At 40.0% G+C, this 20,443-nt stretch carries 19 protein-coding genes, 1 pseudogene and 1 other annotated feature; of the genes and pseudogenes, 18 read left to right on the top strand and 2 right to left on the bottom strand.

Annotated features, from left to right (window positions below; translation table 11 throughout):
• Positions 1-38 precede the first annotated feature (38 nt).
• The 18 genes from ACERDH_RS02365 (at position 39) to ACERDH_RS02280 (ending at position 19,505) form a co-directional block, all read left to right on the top strand.
• Positions 39-992, top strand: a complete 954-nt coding sequence (locus tag ACERDH_RS02365; RefSeq protein ID WP_386682951.1) for a competence protein CoiA — start codon at positions 39-41, stop codon at positions 990-992.
• A gap of 18 nt (positions 993-1,010) precedes the next feature.
• Positions 1,011-2,813 (top strand): oligoendopeptidase F, encoded by a 1,803-nt coding sequence (pepF, locus tag ACERDH_RS02360; protein ID WP_386682954.1) that lies wholly within the window; start codon positions 1,011-1,013, stop codon positions 2,811-2,813.
• A 1-nt stretch (position 2,814) separates the two neighbouring features.
• The gene (locus ACERDH_RS02355) at positions 2,815-3,555 is read left to right on the top strand and encodes an O-methyltransferase (protein ID WP_386682957.1); all 741 of its coding nucleotides are present in this window, start codon (positions 2,815-2,817) and stop codon (positions 3,553-3,555) included.
• Between the two features lie 39 nt (positions 3,556-3,594).
• Positions 3,595-4,533 (top strand): peptidylprolyl isomerase PrsA, encoded by a 939-nt coding sequence (gene prsA, locus ACERDH_RS02350; protein WP_386682960.1) that lies wholly within the window; start codon positions 3,595-3,597, stop codon positions 4,531-4,533.
• 161 nt (positions 4,534-4,694) lie between these two features.
• Complete coding sequence (ftsW, locus tag ACERDH_RS02345; protein ID WP_033681863.1) at positions 4,695-5,918, top strand: cell division peptidoglycan polymerase FtsW; 1,224 nt, start codon at positions 4,695-4,697, stop codon at positions 5,916-5,918.
• Positions 5,919-5,942: 24 nt separating this feature from the next.
• Complete coding sequence (ppc, locus tag ACERDH_RS02340; protein ID WP_203180643.1) at positions 5,943-8,639, top strand: phosphoenolpyruvate carboxylase; 2,697 nt, start codon at positions 5,943-5,945, stop codon at positions 8,637-8,639.
• A gap of 96 nt (positions 8,640-8,735) precedes the next feature.
• Positions 8,736-8,953, top strand: a binding site (T-box leader).
• A 111-nt stretch (positions 8,954-9,064) separates the two neighbouring features.
• Entirely contained in the window at positions 9,065-10,060 is a 996-nt protein-coding gene (gene trpX / locus ACERDH_RS02335) for a tryptophan ABC transporter substrate-binding protein (RefSeq protein WP_084951380.1), read from the top strand.
• 76 nt (positions 10,061-10,136) lie between these two features.
• Entirely contained in the window at positions 10,137-11,003 is an 867-nt protein-coding gene (locus ACERDH_RS02330) for an ABC transporter permease (RefSeq protein WP_084951382.1), read from the top strand.
• On the top strand, positions 11,000-11,758 hold the full coding sequence (locus ACERDH_RS02325) for an ABC transporter ATP-binding protein (protein WP_084951385.1): 759 nt from the start codon (positions 11,000-11,002) through the stop codon (positions 11,756-11,758). Before ACERDH_RS02330 ends, ACERDH_RS02325 begins: the two co-directional genes overlap by 4 nt.
• Positions 11,759-11,847: 89 nt before the next feature.
• A complete protein-coding gene (dnaG, locus tag ACERDH_RS02320) occupies positions 11,848-13,608 on the top strand; it encodes a DNA primase (protein WP_386682966.1) in 1,761 nt (586 codons plus the stop codon).
• A gap of 2 nt (positions 13,609-13,610) precedes the next feature.
• Positions 13,611-14,720: an RNA polymerase sigma factor RpoD gene (rpoD, locus tag ACERDH_RS02315; protein ID WP_004259586.1), complete on the top strand. Its 1,110-nt coding sequence runs from the start codon at positions 13,611-13,613 to the stop codon at positions 14,718-14,720.
• Positions 14,721-14,734: 14 nt separating this feature from the next.
• Positions 14,735-15,064 carry a metal-sulfur cluster assembly factor gene (locus tag ACERDH_RS02310; RefSeq protein ID WP_000331925.1) on the top strand — a complete coding sequence of 110 codons (330 nt, stop codon included), beginning with the start codon at positions 14,735-14,737 and terminating at the stop codon, positions 15,062-15,064.
• Positions 15,065-15,179: 115 nt separating this feature from the next.
• On the top strand, positions 15,180-16,223 hold the full coding sequence (gene cpoA, locus ACERDH_RS02305) for an alpha-galactosylglucosyldiacylglycerol synthase (protein WP_033681857.1): 1,044 nt from the start codon (positions 15,180-15,182) through the stop codon (positions 16,221-16,223).
• Between the two features lie 15 nt (positions 16,224-16,238).
• The gene (locus tag ACERDH_RS02300; RefSeq protein ID WP_261051353.1) at positions 16,239-17,564 is read left to right on the top strand and encodes a glycosyltransferase family 4 protein; all 1,326 of its coding nucleotides are present in this window, start codon (positions 16,239-16,241) and stop codon (positions 17,562-17,564) included.
• 29 nt (positions 17,565-17,593) lie between these two features.
• Complete coding sequence (locus ACERDH_RS02295) at positions 17,594-17,770, top strand: PspC domain-containing protein (RefSeq protein WP_016399487.1); 177 nt, start codon at positions 17,594-17,596, stop codon at positions 17,768-17,770.
• 58 nt (positions 17,771-17,828) lie between these two features.
• Positions 17,829-17,963, top strand: a complete 135-nt coding sequence (locus ACERDH_RS02290; RefSeq protein WP_000863859.1) for a DUF4044 domain-containing protein — start codon at positions 17,829-17,831, stop codon at positions 17,961-17,963.
• A 63-nt stretch (positions 17,964-18,026) separates the two neighbouring features.
• Positions 18,027-19,337 carry a GTPase ObgE gene (gene obgE / locus ACERDH_RS02285; RefSeq protein WP_004248745.1) on the top strand — a complete coding sequence of 437 codons (1,311 nt, stop codon included), beginning with the start codon at positions 18,027-18,029 and terminating at the stop codon, positions 19,335-19,337.
• A gap of 9 nt (positions 19,338-19,346) precedes the next feature.
• A complete protein-coding gene (locus tag ACERDH_RS02280; protein ID WP_007284777.1) occupies positions 19,347-19,505 on the top strand; it encodes a hypothetical protein in 159 nt (52 codons plus the stop codon).
• Between the two features lie 43 nt (positions 19,506-19,548).
• Here the strand turns inward: ACERDH_RS02280 and ACERDH_RS02275 are convergent, their stop codons facing one another.
• Together ACERDH_RS02275 and ACERDH_RS02270 are read right to left on the bottom strand one after the other, a co-directional pair.
• Complete coding sequence (locus ACERDH_RS02275; RefSeq protein WP_261265869.1) at positions 19,549-20,019, bottom strand: arginine repressor; 471 nt, start codon at positions 20,017-20,019, stop codon at positions 19,549-19,551.
• Positions 20,016-20,317, bottom strand: a pseudogene (locus ACERDH_RS02270) (Xaa-Pro dipeptidyl-peptidase); the annotation flags it as partial. The gene ACERDH_RS02275 and the pseudogene ACERDH_RS02270, both read right to left, overlap by 4 nt.
• Positions 20,318-20,443 lie beyond the last annotated feature (126 nt).

Here is a 20,443-nt window from a genome sequence, read left to right as displayed (position 1 = left end):
TTTCTTTTTTGCGAATAATATAGAAAAGGAGGGAAATCATGTTTGTTGCGAGAAATGCTAGGGGACAGCTGGTAAATGTGTTAGAGGGTGAGCTTGAGAAGGAAGAATACACTTGCCCAGCTTGTGGAGGTCAGCTCCGTTTGCGTCAAGGACCAAGTGTCCGGCCCCATTTTGCCCATAAATCTTTAAAAGACTGTGATTATTCCTATGAAAATGAAAGTCCAGAACACCTGGCAAATAAGGAATCCCTTTATCACTGGTTGAAAACAGAGACAGAGGTTCAATTAGAATACCCGCTTCCAGAACTTAAACAGATTGCAGATCTATTTGTAAATGACAATCTAGCTTTAGAGGTTCAGTGTAGTCCCTTGCCTCAAAAAGTTCTTAAAGAGCGTAGTGAGGGCTATCGTAGTCAGGGTTACCAAGTACTGTGGTTGTTGGGGGAAAAACTTTGGCTCAGGGAGCGATTGACTCATCTGCAAGAAGGTTTTCTTTATTTCAGTCAAAATATGGGCTTTTATGTTTGGGAATTAGACAAGGGAAAACAGGTTTTAAGACTTAAATATCTCATTCACCAAGACCTCCGTGGTAAACTCCATTATCAGATTAAGGAATTTTCCTATGGCCAAGGTAGTCTACTGGAGATATTACGTCTTCCTTATAAGAAACAAAAAATATCGCATTTTACAGTTTCTCAAGATAAGGACATCTGTCGCTATATCCGGCAACAACTGTACTATCAAAATCCCTTTTGGATGAAAGAACAAGCAGAAGCCTATCAAAAGGGAGAAAATCTCCTGACTTATGGGCTGAAAGAATGGTATCCACAAATTCGACCACTAGTAGGTGAGTTTTGCCAGATTAAGCAAGATTTGACCAACTATTATCAGTGTTTTCAAATCTATTATCAAAAAAATCCTCAAAATGATTGGCAAAAGCTCTATCCACCAGCCTTTTATCAGCAATATTTCTTAAAAAATATGGTAAAATAGAAAGGATGGAGGAATCTAATGGTATTACAAAGATATGAAATAAATGAAAAAGATACATGGGATCTATCAACGATTTACCCAACTGACCAGGCTTGGGAAGAAGCCTTAAAAGATTTAACAGAACAATTGGAGACAGTAGCCCAGTATGAAGGCCATCTCCTGGATAGTGAGGATAGCCTACTCGAAATCACTGAATTTTCTCTTGAAATGGAACGCCAGATGGAGAAGCTTTACGTCTATGCTCATATGAAGAATGATCAGGATACTCGTGAAGCCAAGTACCAAGAGTACTATGCCAAGGCAATGACACTCTACAGCCAGCTAGACCAAGCATTTTCATTCTATGAGCCTGAATTTATGGAGATTAGTGAAGAGCAGTATGCTGACTTTTTAGAGGCTCAACCAAAATTGCAGGTTTATCAACACTATTTTGACAAGCTTTTGCAAGGCAAGGAACACGTTCTTTCACAACGTGAAGAAGAATTATTGGCTGGAGCTGGGGAAATCTTTGGTTCGGCAAGTGAAACCTTCGCTATCTTGGACAATGCGGATATTGTATTCCCTTATGTCCTTGACGATGATGGTAAAGAAGTTCAGCTATCTCATGGGACTTACACACGTTTGATGGAGTCTAAAAATCGTGAGGTGCGTCGTGGTGCCTATCAAGCACTTTATGCGACTTATGAACAATTCCAACATATCTATGCCAAAACCTTGCAAACCAATGTTAAGGTGCAAAACTACCGTGCCAAAGTTCGCAACTATAAGAGTGCTCGTCATGCAGCCCTCGCTGCGAATTTTGTTCCAGAGAGTGTTTATGACAATTTGGTAGCAGCAGTTCGCAAGCATTTACCCCTCTTGTATCGTTACCTTGAGCTGCGTTCAAAGATTTTGGGGATTTCAGACCTCAAGATGTACGATGTCTACACACCACTTTCATCTGTTGAATACAGTTTTACCTACCAAGAAGCCTTGAAAAAGGCAGAAGATGCCTTGGCAGTCTTGGGTGAGGATTACTTGAGCCGTGTTAAACGTGCCTTCAGTGAGCGTTGGATTGATGTTTACGAAAATCAAGGCAAGCGTTCAGGGGCATACTCTGGTGGTTCTTACGATACCAATGCCTTTATGCTACTTAATTGGCAGGACAATTTAGACAATCTCTTTACCCTTGTTCATGAAACAGGTCACAGTATGCATTCAAGCTATACTCGTGAAACGCAGCCTTATGTTTACGGAGATTATTCTATCTTCTTGGCTGAGATTGCATCAACTACCAATGAAAATATCTTGACGGAGAAATTATTGGAAGAAGTGGAAGATGATGCAACGCGCTTTGCTATTCTCAATAACTTCCTAGATGGTTTCCGTGGGACAGTTTTCCGTCAAACTCAATTTGCTGAGTTTGAACACGCTATCCACCAAGCGGACCAAAATGGAGAAGTCTTGACAAGTGATTTCCTAAATAAACTCTACGCAGACTTGAACCAAGAGTATTATGGTTTGAGTAAGGAAGACAATCCTGAAATCCAATACGAGTGGGCTCGCATTCCACACTTCTACTATAACTACTATGTATACCAATATTCAACTGGCTTTGCAGCAGCCTCAGCCTTGGCTGAAAAGATTGTCCATGGTAATCAAGAAGACCGTGACCGCTATATCGACTATCTCAAGGCAGGTAAGTCTGACTATCCACTTAATGTCATGAGAAAAGCTGGAGTTGATATGGAGAAGGAAGACTACCTCAACGATGCCTTTGCAGTCTTTGAACGTCGTTTAAATGAGTTTGAAGCACTTGTTGAAAAATTGGGAATGGCATAAGATGGTTGAATCATATAGTAAAAATGCCAACCATAACATGCGTCGCCCTGTCGTCAAGGAAGAAATTGTAGACTTGATGCGTCAGCGCCAAAAGCAGGTCACAGGATCTTTGAAAGAATTGGAAGACTTTGCCCGCAAGGAAAATATTCCCATTATTCCCCATGAAACGGTTGCTTATTTCCGTTTTCTCATGGAAACCATACAACCTAAAAACATTCTGGAAATTGGGACGGCTATCGGTTTTTCAGCCCTCTTGATGGCGGAACATGCGCCAAAGGCCAAGATTACAACCATTGACCGCAATCCAGAAATGATTGGTTTTGCCAAGGAAAATTTTGCCCAGTTTGACAGTCGCAAGCAAATCACGCTCCTAGAAGGAGATGCGGTAGATATCTTATCTACCTTGACAGAGTCCTATGATTTCGTCTTTATGGATTCAGCCAAGTCTAAATACATCGTCTTTTTGCCAGAAATCCTCAAACATTTGGAAATTGGTGGTGTGGTTGTCTTGGATGATATTTTCCAAGGTGGTGATGTTGCTAAGGATATTATGGAAGTCCGTCGTGGCCAGCGAACTATTTACAGAGGCCTTCAAAGACTATTTGATGCAACTTTAGACAATCCAGGACTCACTGCAACATTAGTACCTCTGGGGGACGGTATTCTCATGCTTCGTAAAAATGTAGCAGACGTTCAATTGCCTGAAAGCGAATTATTTTCAGAAAAATTTAAGAAAATATAGTAAAATAGATAGGGTAACACTTATCTCAAAGGAGTAGACATGAAGAAAAAACTATTGGCAGGTGCCATTACACTATTATCAGTAGCAACTTTAGCAGCTTGTTCCAAAGGTTCAGAAGGAGCAGACCTTATCAGCATGAAAGGAGATGTTATCACAGAACATCAATTTTATGAGCAAGTGAAAAGCAACCCTTCAGCACAACAAGTCTTGTTGAACATGACCATCCAAAAAGTATTTGAGAAACAATACGGTTCTGAAGTAGATGACAAAGAAGTCAATGATACTATTGCCGAAGAAGAGAAACAATATGGTGAGAACTACCAACGTGTCTTGTCACAAGCAGGAATGACCCTAGAAACACGCAAAGCTCAAATTCGTACAAGTAAATTGGTTGAGTTGGCAGTTAAGAAGGCAGCAGAAGCTGAATTGACAGATGATGCCTATAAGAAAGCATTTGATGAATACACTCCAGATGTAACGGCTCAAATTATCCGTTTGGACAATGAAGACAAGGCCAAAGAAATTCTTGAAAAAGCTAAAGCTAGTGATGCAGACTTTGCTCAACTAGCTAAAGATAACTCAACAGATGAGAAAACCAAAGCGAACGGTGGAGAAATCACTTTTGATTCAGCTTCAACAGAAGTACCAGATCAAGTTAAGAAAGCAGCTTTTGCCTTGGATGTTAACGGAATTTCTGATGTCATTACAGCTACTGGCACACAAGCCTACAGCAGTCAGTATTATATTGTAAAACTCACTAAGAAAACGGAAAAATCATCTAATATTGATGACTACAAAGAAAAATTAAAAACTGTTATCTTGACTCAAAAACAAAATGACGCATCATTTGTTCAAAGCATTATCGGAAAAGAATTGCAAGCAGCCAACATCAAGGTTAAAGACCAAGCCTTCCAAAATATCTTTACCCAATACATCGGTGGTGGCGATTCAAGCTCAAGCAGTTCTTCAAAAGAATAAAACAGAAAAGAGCCAAGTGCTCTTTTTCTTATGAGAAAATCTTTCTATCTTGAGGGTAAGAGTTTTTTTCTTTCGGAAAAAATGGTATAATAGCAATCAAAACTAGAAAATAAACGGAATTTGGGAATAATTTCTTTTGTTCTCATTAGATTGGTGATACTATGAAGATTAGTAAGAGGCACCTATTAAACTATTCTATTCTAGTTCCTTACTTACTTTTATCTATTTTGGGCTTGATTGTGGTTTATTCGACAACCAGTGCCATTCTTATCGAAGAAGGTAAAAGTGCCCTCCAATTGGTTCGAAGTCAGGGAATGTTTTGGATATTTAGTTTAATATTGATTGCCTTGATATATAAGCTGAAATTGAATTTTTTGAGAAAAGAACGACTTTTATTTATTGTTATGTTTGTTGAGCTGATTCTCTTAGCTTTGGCTCGCTTAATTGGTACGCCAGTCAATGGAGCCTATGGTTGGATTTCAGTAGGACCTTTGACCATTCAGCCAGCAGAGTATTTGAAGATTATCATCGTCTGGTACTTGGCCCAACGTTTTTCAAAACAACAGGATGAAATTGGGATTTACGATTTTCAAGTTTTAACTCAAAATCAATGGATTCCTCGTGCTTTTAATGATTGGCGCTTCGTCCTACTAGTAATGATAGGAAGTTTAGCTATTTTCCCAGATTTGGGGAATGCTACCATCCTAGTTCTTGTCGCCTTGATTATGTATACAGTTAGTGGAATTGCTCATCGTTGGTTTATAGTCTTTATCGGTGTATTATTTGGAGTTTCAGCCCTATCCTTATCAGCTATCTCTATGATCGGGGTTGATAAGTTTTCAAAAGTTCCAGTATTTGGTTACGTTGCTAAGCGTTTCAGTGCCTACTTTAATCCCTTTGCCGATTTGGCAGGGTCAGGCCACCAACTTGCAAATTCCTACTTTGCCATGGTAAATGGTGGGTGGTTTGGTCTAGGCTTAGGAAATTCAATAGAAAAACGTGGTTATTTACCAGAGGCACATACAGACTTTGTATTTTCAATTGTTATTGAAGAGTTTGGATTTGTGGGAGCCAGCTTGATTTTAGCACTTGTCTTTTTCCTGATTTTACGAATTATCCTAGTCGGTATTCGTGCTAAGAATCCCTTTAATTCTATGATGGCGATTGGGGTTGGGGGGATGATGCTGGTACAGGTATTTGTCAATATCGGTGGAATTTCTGGCATTATTCCTTCGACAGGAGTAACCTTCCCCTTCTTATCACAAGGAGGGAACAGTCTCCTAGTCTTGTCTGTAGCCATCGCCTTTGTCTTAAATATTGATGCAAGTGAAAAACGTGCCCAATTATATGAGGAGTTAGAAGCTCACTCATCAAACTATATGTAGAGCTGAGAGTGGAAAGGATTACCTATGTCTCTTCAAAAATTAGAAAACTATAGTAATAAAGCTGTCGTGCAAGAAGAAGTATTGATTTTAACAGAATTGTTAGAAGATATCACTAAAAATATGCTTGCCCCAGAGACTTTTGAAAAAATCATGCAGTTGAAGGAATTGTCAACTCAAGAAGATTATCAAGGTTTGAACCAATTAGTTACTAGTCTGACAAATGATGAAATGGCTTATATTTCACGCTATTTCTCTATCTTGCCTCTTTTGATTAATATTTCTGAAGACGTGGATTTAGCCTATGAAATCAACCATCAAAATAATATCGATCAAGATTATCTTGGTAAATTATCAGCAACGATCAAAATGGTTGCGGAAAAAGAAAACGCGGTTGAAATTCTAGAACACTTGAATGTTGTCCCTGTTTTGACAGCCCATCCAACACAAGTGCAACGTAAGAGTATGTTGGATTTGACTAACCATATCCATACCCTCTTGCGTAAGTACCGTGATGTGAAATTAGGTTTGATTAATAAGGAAAAATGGCATAATGATCTCCGTCGTTACATTGAGATTATCATGCAGACAGATATGATTCGTGAAAAGAAATTGAAAGTAACCAATGAAATCACGAATGTAATGGAATACTACAATAGCTCATTCTTGAAGGCAGTTCCTCATCTGACTGCTGAGTACAAGCGTCTGGCTAAAAAACACGGTTTGGAGTTGAAACATCCTAAACCAATTACCATGGGTATGTGGATTGGTGGAGACCGTGATGGTAATCCCTTTGTTACAGCAGATACCTTGAAACAATCTGCTATGACTCAGTGTGAAGTCATCATGAACTACTATGATGAAAAGATTTACCAACTTTATCGTGAATTCTCTCTCTCAACCAGTATTGTCAATGTAAGCAAGCAAGTTAGAGAAATGGCTCGTCAATCCAAGGACAACTCTATTTATCGTGAAAAAGAGCTGTATCGTCGTGCCTTGTTTGATATTCAATCAAAAATCCAAGCAACAAAAACCTATCTGATTGAGGATAAGGAAGTTGGTGCTCGCTATGAAACAGCTAATGATTTTTATAAGGACTTAATTACCATTCGTGATTCCCTCTTGGAAAACAAGGGTGAAGCACTGATTTCTGGTGATTTTGTTGAGCTGATTCAGGCAGTTGAAATTTTTGGTTTCTATTTGGCATCTATAGACATGCGTCAAGATTCTAGTGTTCACGAAGCCTGTGTAGCTGAACTCTTGAAATCAGCGGGTATTCATTCTCATTATAGCGAACTCAGTGAAGAAGAAAAATGCCAGCTTCTCTTGAAAGAATTAGAGGAAGATCCACGTATTCTTTCTGCCACTCATGTTGAAAAATCAGAGTTACTTGAAAAAGAATTAGCAATCTTTAAGGCTGCTCGTAAGTTGAAAGATAAGTTGGGAGATGATGTCATTCGTCAGACCATCATTTCACATGCAACCAGCGTATCAGACATGTTGGAATTGGCTATCTTGCTAAAAGAAGTAGGGTTAGTTGATAAAGAAAGAGCCCGTGTCCAAATTGTTCCTCTCTTTGAAACAATTGAGGACTTGGACCACTCAGAAGAAACCATGAGAGAATACCTTTCACTTCCTCTTGCTAAGAAATGGATTGCTTCACGCAATAACTACCAAGAAATCATGCTTGGTTACTCTGATAGTAATAAAGATGGTGGTTATCTATCATCATGTTGGACCCTCTACAAGGCTCAACAACAATTGACTGCTATTGGAGATGAATTTGGCGTTAAGGTTACCTTCTTCCATGGTCGTGGTGGGACTGTTGGTCGTGGTGGTGGACCAACCTATGAAGCCATCACATCTCAACCGCTTAAGTCTATCAAGGATCGTATCCGTTTGACGGAGCAGGGTGAAGTAATTGGGAATAAATACGGTAACAAAGACGCTGCCTACTATAATCTTGAAATGTTGGTTTCAGCAGCCATTAACCGTATGATTACTCAGAAGAAGAGCGATACCAATACCTCAAATCGTTACGAAGCTATTATGGATCAAGTGGTGGACCGTAGTTACGATATCTACCGTGATTTGGTCTTTGGAAATGATCATTTTTATGATTATTTCTTCGAATCAAGTCCAATCAAGGCTATTTCAAGCTTTAATATTGGTTCTCGTCCAGCCGCTCGTAAGACTATTACTGAAATCGGTGGTTTGCGAGCTATCCCTTGGGTCTTCTCATGGTCGCAAAGTCGCGTCATGTTCCCTGGCTGGTATGGGGTTGGTTCAAGCTTCAAGGAATTTATCGATAAAAATCCAGAGAATATTGCTATCTTACGAGATATGTACCAAAATTGGCCTTTCTTCCAATCGCTCCTTTCAAATGTTGATATGGTCTTGTCAAAATCAAATATGAACATTGCTTTTGAATATGCCAAACTGTGTGAGGATGATCAAGTAAAAGCAATCTATGAGACTATTTTAAATGAATGGCAAGTGACCAAGGAAGTTATCTTGGCTATCGAAGGGTATGACGAACTTTTGGCTGAAAATCCATATCTAAAAGCCAGTTTGGATTACCGTATGCCTTACTTTAATATCCTCAACTATATCCAGTTGGAGTTGATTAAACGTCAACGTCGAGGAGAATTATCAAGCGATCAAGAAAAATTAATCCATACAACCATCAACGGAATTGCAACAGGATTGCGTAATTCAGGCTGATACCTATCAAGCTTCCTCTTTTCTATAGGGGAAGTTTTTGAATAGTTCAAAAAAATGCTAAAAGAGTCTTGACAAGTAGTTGAAAAATGATATAATTTAACCATTCAGAAAAGTAATCATTCAAACTTTTTAGAGAGTCTGTGGTAGCTGAAAACAGATAAGTGATGATGATGAAAATTGGGCTGAATGTTATTTAGAATTTGAAATCATAAAAATTCGGTGAGCACACCTTACAGTGCATCTCGTTATTGCGAGACAGAGCGATAGGGGAATTCCCTATAATTGAGGTGGTACCGCGCATCGACGTCCTCACACAAGTTTTTTGTGTGAGGACTTTTTTGATGGAGGTTAGTATGGAAAGAAAACGATGGCGTCGCTTGTTTGTATAAGTGAAGTATTTTAAAGGAATAAAAAGGAGAAATAGAATGAAAAATAAACGTTTAATTGGAATTATCGCTGCATTAGCAGTCTTAGTAGCAGGAAGCTTGATTTACTCTTCAATGAATAAACCAGAAGCTAAGAATGAGAAGAAAGTTGCCAAAGTTGGTGTCCTTCAGTTTGTGAGCCATCCATCTCTTGACTTGATTTATAAAGGGATCCAAGATGGACTTGCAGAAGAAGGATATAAAGATGATCAAGTTAAAATCGATTTTATGAACTCAGAAGGTGACCAAAGTAAGGTTGCGACAATGAGCAAACAGTTGGTTGCAAATGGGAATGACCTTGTGGTTGGTATTGCAACGCCAGCTGCTCAAGGCTTGGCTAGTGCCACAAAAGACCTACCGGTTATCATGGCCGCTATTACAGACCCAATTGGTGCTAACTTGGTCAAAGATTTGAAAAAACCAGGTGGCAACATTACAGGGGTATCTGACCATAATCCAGCTCAACAACAAGTTGAACTTATTAAGGCTCTTACACCAAATGTGAAAACAATCGGAGCTCTTTACTCAAGTAGCGAAGATAATTCCAAAACTCAGGTTGAAGAATTTAAGGCTTATGCTGAAAAAGCAGGTTTGACAGTGGAAACATTTGCAGTTCCTTCAACAAATGAAATTGCTTCAACAGTTAACGTTATGACTAGTAAGGTTGATGCTATCTGGGTTCCAATTGATAACACTATTGCCTCAGCCTTCTCAACTGTTGTATCAAGCAACCAATCAGCTAAAAAACCAATCTACCCAAGCGCAACTGCCATGGTAGAAGCAGGTGGCTTGGCATCCGTTGTAGTTGACCAACACGACCTTGGTGTGGCAACTGGTAAAATGATTGCACAAGTCTTGAAAGGTGCAAAACCAGCCGATACTCCAGTAAATGTCTTTTCAACTGGTAAATCAGTAATCAACAAAAAAATGGCACAAGAGCTAGGTATTACGATTCCTGAATCTGTTCTAAAAGAAGCAGGGCAAGTGATCGAATAATCTGTAATGGAGGAGTTGGGGACATCTCCTCTAATTTTTTACAATAGACATCATATAGAAAAAGGTTAAGAAACAGATGATATTATCTATTATTTCTCAAGGATTTGTCTGGGCTATTCTAGGTCTGGGAATCTTTATGACATTTAGGATTTTGAACTTTCCAGATATGACGACAGAAGGTTCCTTCCCTCTTGGGGGGGCTGTTGCTGTCACTCTGATAACGAAAGGTGTGAATCCCTTTTTAGCGACACTTGTTGCTGTTGGAGCTGGTTGTTTGGCTGGAATGGCAGCAGGACTTCTTTATACAAAAGGGAAGATTCCAACTTTGCTCTCAGGGATTTTGGTGATGACTTCTTGTCACTCTATCATGCTCTTAATTATGGGACGTGCGAATTTAGGCCTGCTTGGAACCAAGCAAATTCAGGATGTTTTGCCTTTTGATTCGGATTTGAATCAACTCTTGACAGGTCTCATCTTTGTGAGTATTGTTATTGCTCTCATGCTCTTTTTCTTGGACACCAAACTCGGACAGGCCTATATTGCTACAGGTGACAATCCTGATATGGCTAGAAGTTTCGGGATTCATACTGGACGCATGGAGCTTATGGGTTTGGTTTTATCAAATGGTGTGATTGCCCTTGCAGGTGCTCTTATTGCTCAGCAAGAAGGTTATGCCGATGTATCTCGAGGAATCGGGGTTATCGTTGTGGGACTTGCAAGTTTGATTATTGGAGAAGTTATCTTCAAGAGTTTGAGTTTGGCAGAACGTCTGGTTGCCATCGTTGTCGGGTCTATCGCTTATCAATTCTTAGTGTGGGCAGTTATTGCGCTTGGCTTTAATACAAGTTACCTTCGTTTATACAGTGCCTTGATTTTAGCAGTCTGCCTCATGATTCCAACATTTAAGCAAACCATCTTGAAAGGAGCCAAGTTAAGCAAATGACAGCAATTGTAGAATTAAAAAATGCAACCAAAATCGTTAAAAATGGCTTTGATGAAGAAAAGATTATTTTAAATGATGTTTCCTTAGAAATTTTTGAACAGGATTTTATCACGATTTTAGGTGGAAATGGTGCTGGGAAATCAACTCTCTTTAACACTATTGCAGGAACCTTGTCATTAACCAGTGGAACCATCCGTATTTTGGGTGAAGATGTTACCAAGTTTTCACCAGAGAAGCGGGCTAAGTATCTGTCTCGAGTTTTCCAAGATCCTAAGATGGGGACAGCTCCCCGTATGACAGTAGCTGAAAATCTTTTGATTGCCAAGTTTCGTGGTGAAAAGCGTGGATTGTTACCACGACGCTTGACTAGTTATAAGGATGAATTTCAAGCGACCATTGAAAAAGTAGGAAATGGTCTTGAGAAACACTTGAATACACCGATTGAGTTCTTATCAGGTGGTCAAAGACAGGCCTTGAGTCTCTTGATGGCAACCTTGAAGCGTCCTGAATTACTCTTGTTAGACGAGCATACTGCAGCCCTTGATCCAAAGACCAGTGTGGCCTTGATGGAATTGACGGATGAATTTGTCAAGAAAGATCAGCTGACAGCGCTTATGATTACCCACCATATGGAAGATGCTCTCAAATATGGCAATCGTTTAATTGTCATGAAAGAAGGACGAATTATCCAAGATTTGAACCAAGAAGAAAAAGCAAAAATGAAAATCTCTGATTATTATCAACTCTTTGAATAAAGTAGGGAAAATGAGTGAAATGGTTTACTTTTTTTCTGAAATAAAGTATACTATATAAAGTAAACTATGATAACATGGAGGTATTGTGTATGGTTGACAAACAAGTCATTGAAGAAATCAAAAACAATGCCAACATTGTGGAAGTCATAGGAGATGTGATTTCTTTACAAAAGGCAGGACGGAACTATCTAGGGCTCTGTCCTTTTCATGGTGAAAAAACACCTTCTTTCAACGTTGTAGAGGACAAGCAGTTTTACCACTGTTTTGGTTGTGGGCGCTCAGGTGATGTCTTTAAGTTCATAGAGGAGTACCAAGGGGTTCCCTTTATGGAGGCTGTCCAAATCTTAGGTCAGCGTGTTGGGATAGAGGTGGAAAAACCGCTTTATAGTGAGCAGAAGCCAGCTTCACCCCACCAAGCTCTTTATGATATGCATGAAGATGCTGCCAAATTTTATCATGCTATTCTCATGACAACAACCATGGGGGAGGAGGCCAGAAACTACCTTTATCAGCGTGGTTTGACAGATGAAGTGCTCAAGCATTTTCGGATTGGTTTGGCACCCCCAGAGCGAAACTATCTCTATCAACGTTTGTCTGCTCAGTATCGTGAAGAGGATTTCCTAGATTCAGGACTGTTTTATCTCTCGGATGCTAATCAATTTGTAGATACCTTTCACAATCGCATTATGTTTCCCCTGACAAATGACCAAGGAAAGGTTATTGCCTTCTCAGGTCGTATCTGGCAGAAAACGGATTCACAAACTTCTAAGTATAAAAATAGCCGATCGACTGCAATTTTTAACAAAAGTTACGAATTATATCATATGGATAGGGCTAAAAAATCTTCTGGAAAAGCCAGTGAGATTTATCTGATGGAAGGATTCATGGATGTCATTGCAGCCTATCGGGCTGGAATCGAAAACGCTGTCGCATCTATGGGAACAGCCTTGAGTCGAGAGCATGTTGAGCATCTGAAAAGGCTAACGAAGAAGTTGGTTCTTGTTTACGATGGCGATAAGGCTGGGCAAGCCGCGACATTGAAAGCGCTGGACGAAATTGGTGATATGCCTGTGCAAATTGTCAGCATGCCTGATAACTTGGATCCAGATGAGTATCTACAAAAAAATGGACCAGAAGACTTGGCCTATCTATTAACGAAAACTCGTATTAGTCCGATTGAGTTCTACATTCACCAGTACAAACCTGAAAATAGTGAAAATCTGCAGGCTCAAATTGAGTTTATTGAAAAAATAGCTCCCTTGATTGTTCAAGAAAAGTCTATTACTGCTCAAAACAGCTATATTCATATTTTAGCTGACAGTCTGGCGTCCTTTGATTATGCCCAGATTGAGCAGATTGTTAATGAGAGTCGTCAGGCGCAAAGGCAGAATCGCATGGAAGGAATTTCCAGACCGACGCCAATCACTATGCCTGTCACCAAGCAGTTATCAGCTATTATGAGGGCAGAAGCTCATCTACTTTATAGAATGATGGAATCCCCTCTTGTTTTGAATGATTATCGTTTGCGAGAAGACTTTGCATTTGCCACACCTGAATTTCAGGTCTTATATGACTTGCTTGGCCAGTATGGAAATCTTCCTCCAGAAGTTTTAGCAGAACAGACAGAGGAAGTTGAAAGAGCTTGGTACCAAGTTTTAGCTCAGGATTTACCTGCTGAGATGTCACCTCAGGAACTTAGTGAAGTAGAAATGACTCGAAACAAGGCTCTCTTGAATCAGGATAATATGAGAATCAAAAAGAAGGTGCAGGAAGCTAGCCATGTAGGAGATACCGACACAGCCCTAGAAGAATTGGAACGTTTAATTTCCCAAAAGAGAAGAATGGAGTAATAATGGCAACAAAACAAAAAGAAGTAACAACATTTGACGTACAAGTGGCAGAATTTATCCGTAATCATAAACAAAAAGGGACAGCAACTGATGATGAAATCAATGCTAGTCTAGTTATTCCTTTTACCTTGGATGCTGATGGGATTGAAGATCTCTTGCAACGAATTCAGGATGCAGGGATTTCTATCACAGATAACGAAGGAAATCCAAGTGCGCGTGTTCTTAGTGCAGAAGAAGAGCCAGAACTCAGCGACGAGGACTTGATTGGTTCAACTTCGGCTAAGGTTAATGACCCTGTCCGTATGTACTTGAAAGAGATTGGTGTCGTTCCTCTCTTGACCAATGAAGAGGAAAAAGAATTGGCACTGGCTGTTGAAGCTGGTGATATCGAAGCCAAACAACGTCTGGCAGAAGCTAACCTTCGTTTGGTTGTTTCTATTGCTAAACGCTATGTTGGCCGTGGTATGCAGTTCCTTGATTTGATTCAAGAAGGAAATATGGGCTTGATGAAGGCGGTTGACAAGTTTGACTATTCTAAAGGATTCAAGTTTTCAACTTACGCAACTTGGTGGATTCGTCAGGCTATCACTCGTGCTATTGCGGATCAAGCTCGTACCATTCGTATCCCAGTTCACATGGTTGAAACCATCAATAAATTGGTTCGTGAACAGCGTAATCTCCTTCAAGAATTGGGGCAAGATCCAACACCTGAGCAAATCGCTGAACGTATGGATATGACACCTGACAAGGTTCGTGAAATCTTGAAGATTGCCCAAGAACCAGTATCTCTTGAAACTCCTATTGGTGAAGAGGATGATAGCCACCTTGGAGACTTTATCGAAGACGAAGTGATTGAAAATCCAGTGGATTATACAACTCGTATTGTCTTGCGTGAGCAGTTGGATGAGGTCTTGGATACTCTTACAGACCGTGAAGAAAATGTTTTGCGTCTGCGTTTTGGGCTAGATGATGGTAAAATGCGTACCCTTGAAGATGTGGGTAAAGTCTTTAACGTGACTCGCGAGCGTATCCGTCAGATTGAAGCTAAAGCTTTGAGAAAACTACGCCAACCAAGTCGCAGCAAACCGCTTCGTGATTTTATTGAAGACTAAGAGTGAGGATGAATATGGCTTATACAGAAGAGCAAATTGAAAATATCAAAACAAGAATTTTATCAGCCTTGGAAGAAGTTATTGACCCTGAGTTGGGAATCGATATTGTCAATCTTGGTTTGATCTATGAGATTCGTTTTGACGGTGACACAGGACAAACAGAGATTGATATGACTTTGACCACCATGGGTTGTCCCCTAGCCGACCTTTTGACCGACCAGATTTATGATGCTATGACAGAGGTACCAGAAGTAACGGATACTGAGGTTAAATTAGTTTGGTATCCAGCCTGGACAGTTGAAAAAATGAGTCGCTATGCACGCATTGCCCTAGGCATTAAGTAAACATATAAAAGCATGTGAGAGATTATTGGAAAGGCGAGGAAATTTCCCCCTCTTTTCCTCTAGTCTCTCCTTTCTTTTGCTGATTTTATTCAAAGAAAATGATATAATAGTAGTTATGGAAAAAAAGAAATTACGCATCAATATGTTGAGTTCAAGTGAGAAAGTAGCAGGACAAGGAGTTTCAGGTGCCTACCGTGAATTAGTTCGTCTTCTTCACCGTGATGCCAAGGACCAATTGATTGTTACAGAAAATCTTCCAATCGAAGCCGATGTGACTCACTTTCATACAATTGATTTCCCCTATTATTTATCAACATTCCAAAAGAAACGCTCAGGGAGAAAAATTGGCTATGTGCATTTCTTGCCTGATACACTTGAGGGGAGTTTGAAAATTCCATTTTTCTTAAAGGGAATTGTTAAGCGCTATGTATTTTCTTTTTACAACCGGATGGAGCACCTGGTTGTGGTTAATCCTATGTTTATCGAGGATTTGGTGGCAGCTGGTATTCCACGTGAAAAAGTGACCTATATTCCTAACTTTGTCAACAAGGAAAAATGGCATCCACTTCCACAAGAAGAGGTAGCGAGACTGAGAACAGAGCTAGGTATTAGTGATAATCAGTTTATCGTAGTTGGTGCTGGTCAAGTTCAGAAACGCAAAGGGATTGATGATTTTATCCGTCTGGCTGAGGAATTGCCTCAGATTACCTTTATCTGGGCTGGGGGGTTCTCTTTTGGTGGCATGACAGATGGTTATGAGCGCTACAAGAAAATAATGGAAAATCCTCCTAAGAATTTGATTTTTCCAGGTATCGTGTCACCAGAGCGGATGCGCGAATTGTATGCCTTAGCAGATCTTTTCTTGTTGCCTAGTTACAATGAACTTTTTCCGATGACTATTCTAGAAGCTGCCAGTTGTGAGGCTCCTATTATGCTACGTGATTTGGATCTTTATAAGGTGATTTTAGAGGGAAATTATCGGGCGACAGCAGATAGAGAAGAGATGAAAGAGGCTATTTTAGAATATCAAGCAAATCCTGCTGCCTTAAAAGACCTCAAAGAAAAAGCTAAGAATATTTCCAGAGAGTATTCTGAAGAGCATCTGTTACAAATTTGGTTGGACTTTTATGAGAAACAAGCCGCTTTAGGGAGAAAGTAAAAAGTGAGGTAATCTATGCGAATTGGTTTATTTACAGATACCTATTTTCCTCAGGTTTCTGGTGTTGCGACTAGTATTCGAACCTTGAAAACAGAACTTGAAAAGCAAGGACATGCAGTTTTTATCTTTACGACGACTGATAAGGATGTCAATCGCTATGAAGATTGGCAAATTATCCGCATTCCAAGTGTACCCTTTTTTGCTTTTAAAGATCGCCGCTTTGCCTACCGAGGTTTTAGCAAGGCGCTAGAAATTGCCAAACAATATCAGCTAGATATTATCCACACTCAGACAGAATTTTCTCTTGGCCTGTTGGGAATTTGGATTGCGCGTGAACTGAAAATCCCAGTCATCCATACCTATCACACCCAGTATGAAGACTATGTGCATTATATTGCCAAGGGGATGTTGATTCGTCCTAGCATGGTCAAGTATCTGGTCAGAGGTTTCCTTCATGACGTGGATGGGGTTATTTGCCCGAGTGAGATTGTCCGTGATTTGCTATCTGACTATAAGGTCAAGGTTGAAAAACGGGTCATTCCAACTGGGATTGAATTAGCCAAGTTTGAGCGTCCAGAAATCAAGCAAGAAAATTTAAAAGAACTGCGTAGTAAATTAGGGATTCAAGATGATGAACAGATGTTACTGAGTCTTTCCAGAATTTCTTATGAAAAAAATATTCAAGCAGTATTAGCAGCTTTTGCAGAAGTTCTGAAAGAGGAAGACAAGGTTAAACTGGTTGTTGCTGGGGATGGGCCTTATCTGAATGATCTTAAAGAGCAAGCCCAGAAACTAGAGATTCGAGACTCGGTTATCTTTACAGGAATGATTGCTCCTAGTGAGACGGCTCTTTACTATAAGGCAGCAGATTTCTTCATCTCGGCCTCAACAAGTGAAACGCAGGGTTTGACATACTTGGAAAGCTTGGCCAGTGGAACGCCTGTCATTGCTCACGGAAATCCTTATCTGGACAATCTTATCAATAACAAGATGTTTGGAACTTTATATTACGGCGAGCATGATTTGGCTGGAGCTATTTTAGAAGCTCTGATTGCAACGCCAGATATGAATGAGCATATCTTATCAGCGAAATTATACGAGATTTCAGCTGAGAACTTTGGAAAACGGGTGCATGAATTTTATCTGGATGCTATTATTTCAAATAATTTCCAGAAAGATTTAGCCAAAGATGATACGGTCAGTCAGCGTATTTTTAAAACAGTTTTGTATCTTCCGCAACAGGTGGTTGCTGTACCGGTAAAAGGCTCTAGACGGATGCTGAGGGCTTCAAAAACACAGCTGATTAGCATGAGAGATTATTGGAAAGACCGTGAAGAATAGAAAGAGGAAAAGCTATGAAAAAACAATTAATGAGAAGCGGTCGTGATAAAAAGATTGCTGGTGTTTGTGCCGGGGTGGCCCATTATCTAGATATGGATCCAACTATCGTTCGCGTAATATGGGGTGTCCTTGCTTGCTGTTACGGAGCGGGAATTGTAGCTTATATCATTTTATGGATTATCGCACCAGTAGCAACTGACTATTGAAAACTAGCTAAATTCATGCTAAGATAATAGAAAATAGAATGTAACGAAGGAGAGAAAAATGGCATTTGGAGATAATGGAAATCGTAAAAAAACTATGTTTGAGAAAATAACCTTGTTTATCGTGATTATCATGCTAGTAGCAAGTTTATTGGGAATTTTTGCAACTGCAATTGGTGCCCTCAGTAATCTATAAAATAGATTCAAGAAAATTTAGTGACTGGGATTTCCCAGCCCTTTTTTAAAGTGAGAAGAAAAAATGAGTATGTTTTTAGATACGGCCAAGATTAAGGTCAAGGCTGGTAATGGTGGCGATGGCATGGTTGCCTTTCGTCGTGAAAAATATGTCCCTAATGGCGGTCCTTGGGGTGGTGATGGTGGACGTGGAGGGAATGTCGTCTTCGTTGTAGACGAAGGACTACGTACCTTGATGGATTTCCGTTATAACCGTCATTTTAAGGCTGATTCTGGTGAAAAAGGAATGACCAAAGGGATGCATGGTCGTGGTGCAGAGGACCTCAGAGTTCGAGTGCCGCAAGGTACGACTGTGCGTGATGCAGAGACTGGCAAGGTCTTGACAGATTTGATTGAACACGGTCAAGAATTTATCGTGGCCCACGGTGGACGTGGTGGACGTGGAAACATCCGCTTTGCAACCCCAAAAAATCCTGCTCCAGAAATCTCTGAAAATGGAGAACCAGGTCAGGAACGTGAGTTACAATTGGAACTAAAAATCTTGGCAGATGTTGGTTTAGTAGGTTTCCCATCTGTAGGGAAATCAACACTTTTAAGTGTTATTACCTCAGCTAAACCTAAAATTGGTGCCTACCACTTTACGACCATTGTGCCAAATTTAGGTATGGTTCGTACCCAATCAGGTGAATCCTTTGCAGTAGCCGATCTACCAGGTTTGATTGAAGGCGCTAGTCAAGGTGTTGGTTTGGGAACTCAGTTCCTCCGTCACATCGAGCGTACACGTGTCATCCTTCACATCATTGATATGTCAGCTAGCGAAGGACGTGATCCTTATGAGGACTACTTAGCTATCAATAAGGAGTTAGAGTCTTATAACCTCCGTCTCATGGAGCGTCCACAGATTATTGTGGCTAATAAGATGGACATGCCTGAGAGTCAGGAAAATCTTAAAGAATTTAAGAAAAAATTGGCTGAAAACTACGATGAATTTGAAGAGTTACCAGCTATTTTCCCAATATCTGGTTTGACCAAGCAAGGTCTGGCTACACTTTTAGATGCTACAGCTGAATTGTTAGATAAGACACCAGAATTCTTGCTCTATGATGAGTCAGATATGGAAGAAGAAGCTTATTATGGATTTGACGAGGAAGAAAAAGCCTTTGAAATTAGTCGTGATGACGATGCGACATGGGTACTTTCTGGTGAAAAACTCATGAAACTCTTTAATATGACCAACTTTGATCGTGACGAATCAGTCATGAAATTTGCTCGCCAGCTTCGTGGTATGGGGGTTGATGAAGCCCTTCGTGCGCGTGGTGCTAAAGATGGGGACTTGGTCCGCATTGGTAAATTTGAGTTTGAATTTGTAGACTAGGAGACTGGTATGGGAGATAAACCGATATCTTTCCGAGATGCTGATGGCAATTTTGTTTCCGCCGCAGATGTTTGGAATGAAAAGAAATTGGAAGAACTGTTTAATCGTCTCAATCCAAATCGTGCCCTGAGATTGGCACGAACTAAAAAAGACAATCCATCTCAGTAAAATAGATAAAAAGATTCCGTGCCAGATTAGACACGGAATTTTTTTATTCTTCAAAGAAAAATGGTGGAGCGAATTTTTTCAGTTCTTCAAAGCATTTTTGAGCAGCTTCTATATCTTCACAGATGACCAGACAGACATCATCGCCACAGAGGGTAGCGATAGCGTCAGGGAAGCTCAAAGCATCAATGATAGAACCAAAGGATTGAGCAAGCCCAGGAAGGGTTTTTAGTAGGACTTGGTGTTGAACTGGACGCATCAAGACAAGAGCATCTTCCATATAAATTTCGAGACGTTTTTCCCATTTTGAGGTTGAACCTGCATTGAGCACGTAGTAAGAGTTGTCTTCTTCTCGTACTTTTGAAAGGTTCATACTTTTAATATCTCTCGAAAGTGTAGCTTGTGTAACTTGAATATCATTATCGGCAAGAAGAGCTTGTAGCTCAGCTTGAGTATGAATCTTGTTTTTTGTTACAAGAGCTCGTATGAGTTGGTGTCGGTGTTCAGATTTATTCATAAAATGTTACTCCTTGTACTAGATACAGAAAGCGTGGACTGAACGAGATTGTCAGTCGGGTGGTAAGCGGTATTGTCACGTATGATGATTTCAAAGTCAGTAGTATAGGACTAAACGGAGAGAATCTCCCTCTTTTAACTTGTCACTAGTTGGGTGGAGATGAATTGGCTCTCTATCCGTTTATTTACATTAGTGTCCTCTACTAACAGTAAATCACTCAATTAGGGTAGCCTTTTGTCACGACTTGTTGTGAATTTATGCCAAATGGAAATTCACAGAGATTGTCCAACATGTGGTGTGGTAGCGAGTATTATAAATGGTCACACATGTTGGTTAGGGTCTTAGTATCTTTTGTCCAAAATCCCGTTTTAGACATGTCATAGGCCTAGACCAGGATTGAATTTGATACCAAGTTTATGTGTAG

The sequence above is a fragment of the Streptococcus bovismuti genome (assembly GCF_042436615.2).
In the GTDB taxonomy this organism is placed as follows: domain Bacteria; phylum Bacillota; class Bacilli; order Lactobacillales; family Streptococcaceae; genus Streptococcus.
Note: the sequence above shows the minus strand (reverse complement) of the source record. Positions and strands in the feature narration are given on the sequence as shown.

Excerpts from the sequence above, each read along its gene's own strand:
- ftsW (WP_033681863.1), top strand. The coding sequence starts at position 4,695 with ATGAAGATTAGTAAGAGGCACCTATTAAACTATTCTATTCTAGTTCCT.
- ACERDH_RS02275 (WP_261265869.1), bottom strand. The coding sequence starts at position 20,019 with ATGAATAAATCTGAACACCGACACCAACTCATACGAGCTCTTGTAACA.
- trpX (WP_084951380.1), top strand. The coding sequence starts at position 9,065 with ATGAAAAATAAACGTTTAATTGGAATTATCGCTGCATTAGCAGTCTTA.
- ACERDH_RS02290 (WP_000863859.1), top strand. The coding sequence starts at position 17,829 with ATGGCATTTGGAGATAATGGAAATCGTAAAAAAACTATGTTTGAGAAA.
- ppc (WP_203180643.1), top strand. The coding sequence starts at position 5,943 with ATGTCTCTTCAAAAATTAGAAAACTATAGTAATAAAGCTGTCGTGCAA.
- ACERDH_RS02280 (WP_007284777.1), top strand. The coding sequence starts at position 19,347 with ATGGGAGATAAACCGATATCTTTCCGAGATGCTGATGGCAATTTTGTT.
- ACERDH_RS02300 (WP_261051353.1), top strand. The coding sequence starts at position 16,239 with ATGCGAATTGGTTTATTTACAGATACCTATTTTCCTCAGGTTTCTGGT.
- cpoA (WP_033681857.1), top strand. The coding sequence starts at position 15,180 with ATGGAAAAAAAGAAATTACGCATCAATATGTTGAGTTCAAGTGAGAAA.
- ACERDH_RS02330 (WP_084951382.1), top strand. The coding sequence starts at position 10,137 with ATGATATTATCTATTATTTCTCAAGGATTTGTCTGGGCTATTCTAGGT.
- ACERDH_RS02310 (WP_000331925.1), top strand. The coding sequence starts at position 14,735 with ATGGCTTATACAGAAGAGCAAATTGAAAATATCAAAACAAGAATTTTA.
- dnaG (WP_386682966.1), top strand. The coding sequence starts at position 11,848 with ATGGTTGACAAACAAGTCATTGAAGAAATCAAAAACAATGCCAACATT.
- ACERDH_RS02355 (WP_386682957.1), top strand. The coding sequence starts at position 2,815 with ATGGTTGAATCATATAGTAAAAATGCCAACCATAACATGCGTCGCCCT.
- ACERDH_RS02325 (WP_084951385.1), top strand. The coding sequence starts at position 11,000 with ATGACAGCAATTGTAGAATTAAAAAATGCAACCAAAATCGTTAAAAAT.
- ACERDH_RS02365 (WP_386682951.1), top strand. The coding sequence starts at position 39 with ATGTTTGTTGCGAGAAATGCTAGGGGACAGCTGGTAAATGTGTTAGAG.
- pepF (WP_386682954.1), top strand. The coding sequence starts at position 1,011 with ATGGTATTACAAAGATATGAAATAAATGAAAAAGATACATGGGATCTA.
- ACERDH_RS02295 (WP_016399487.1), top strand. The coding sequence starts at position 17,594 with ATGAGAAGCGGTCGTGATAAAAAGATTGCTGGTGTTTGTGCCGGGGTG.
- prsA (WP_386682960.1), top strand. The coding sequence starts at position 3,595 with ATGAAGAAAAAACTATTGGCAGGTGCCATTACACTATTATCAGTAGCA.
- obgE (WP_004248745.1), top strand. The coding sequence starts at position 18,027 with ATGAGTATGTTTTTAGATACGGCCAAGATTAAGGTCAAGGCTGGTAAT.
- rpoD (WP_004259586.1), top strand. The coding sequence starts at position 13,611 with ATGGCAACAAAACAAAAAGAAGTAACAACATTTGACGTACAAGTGGCA.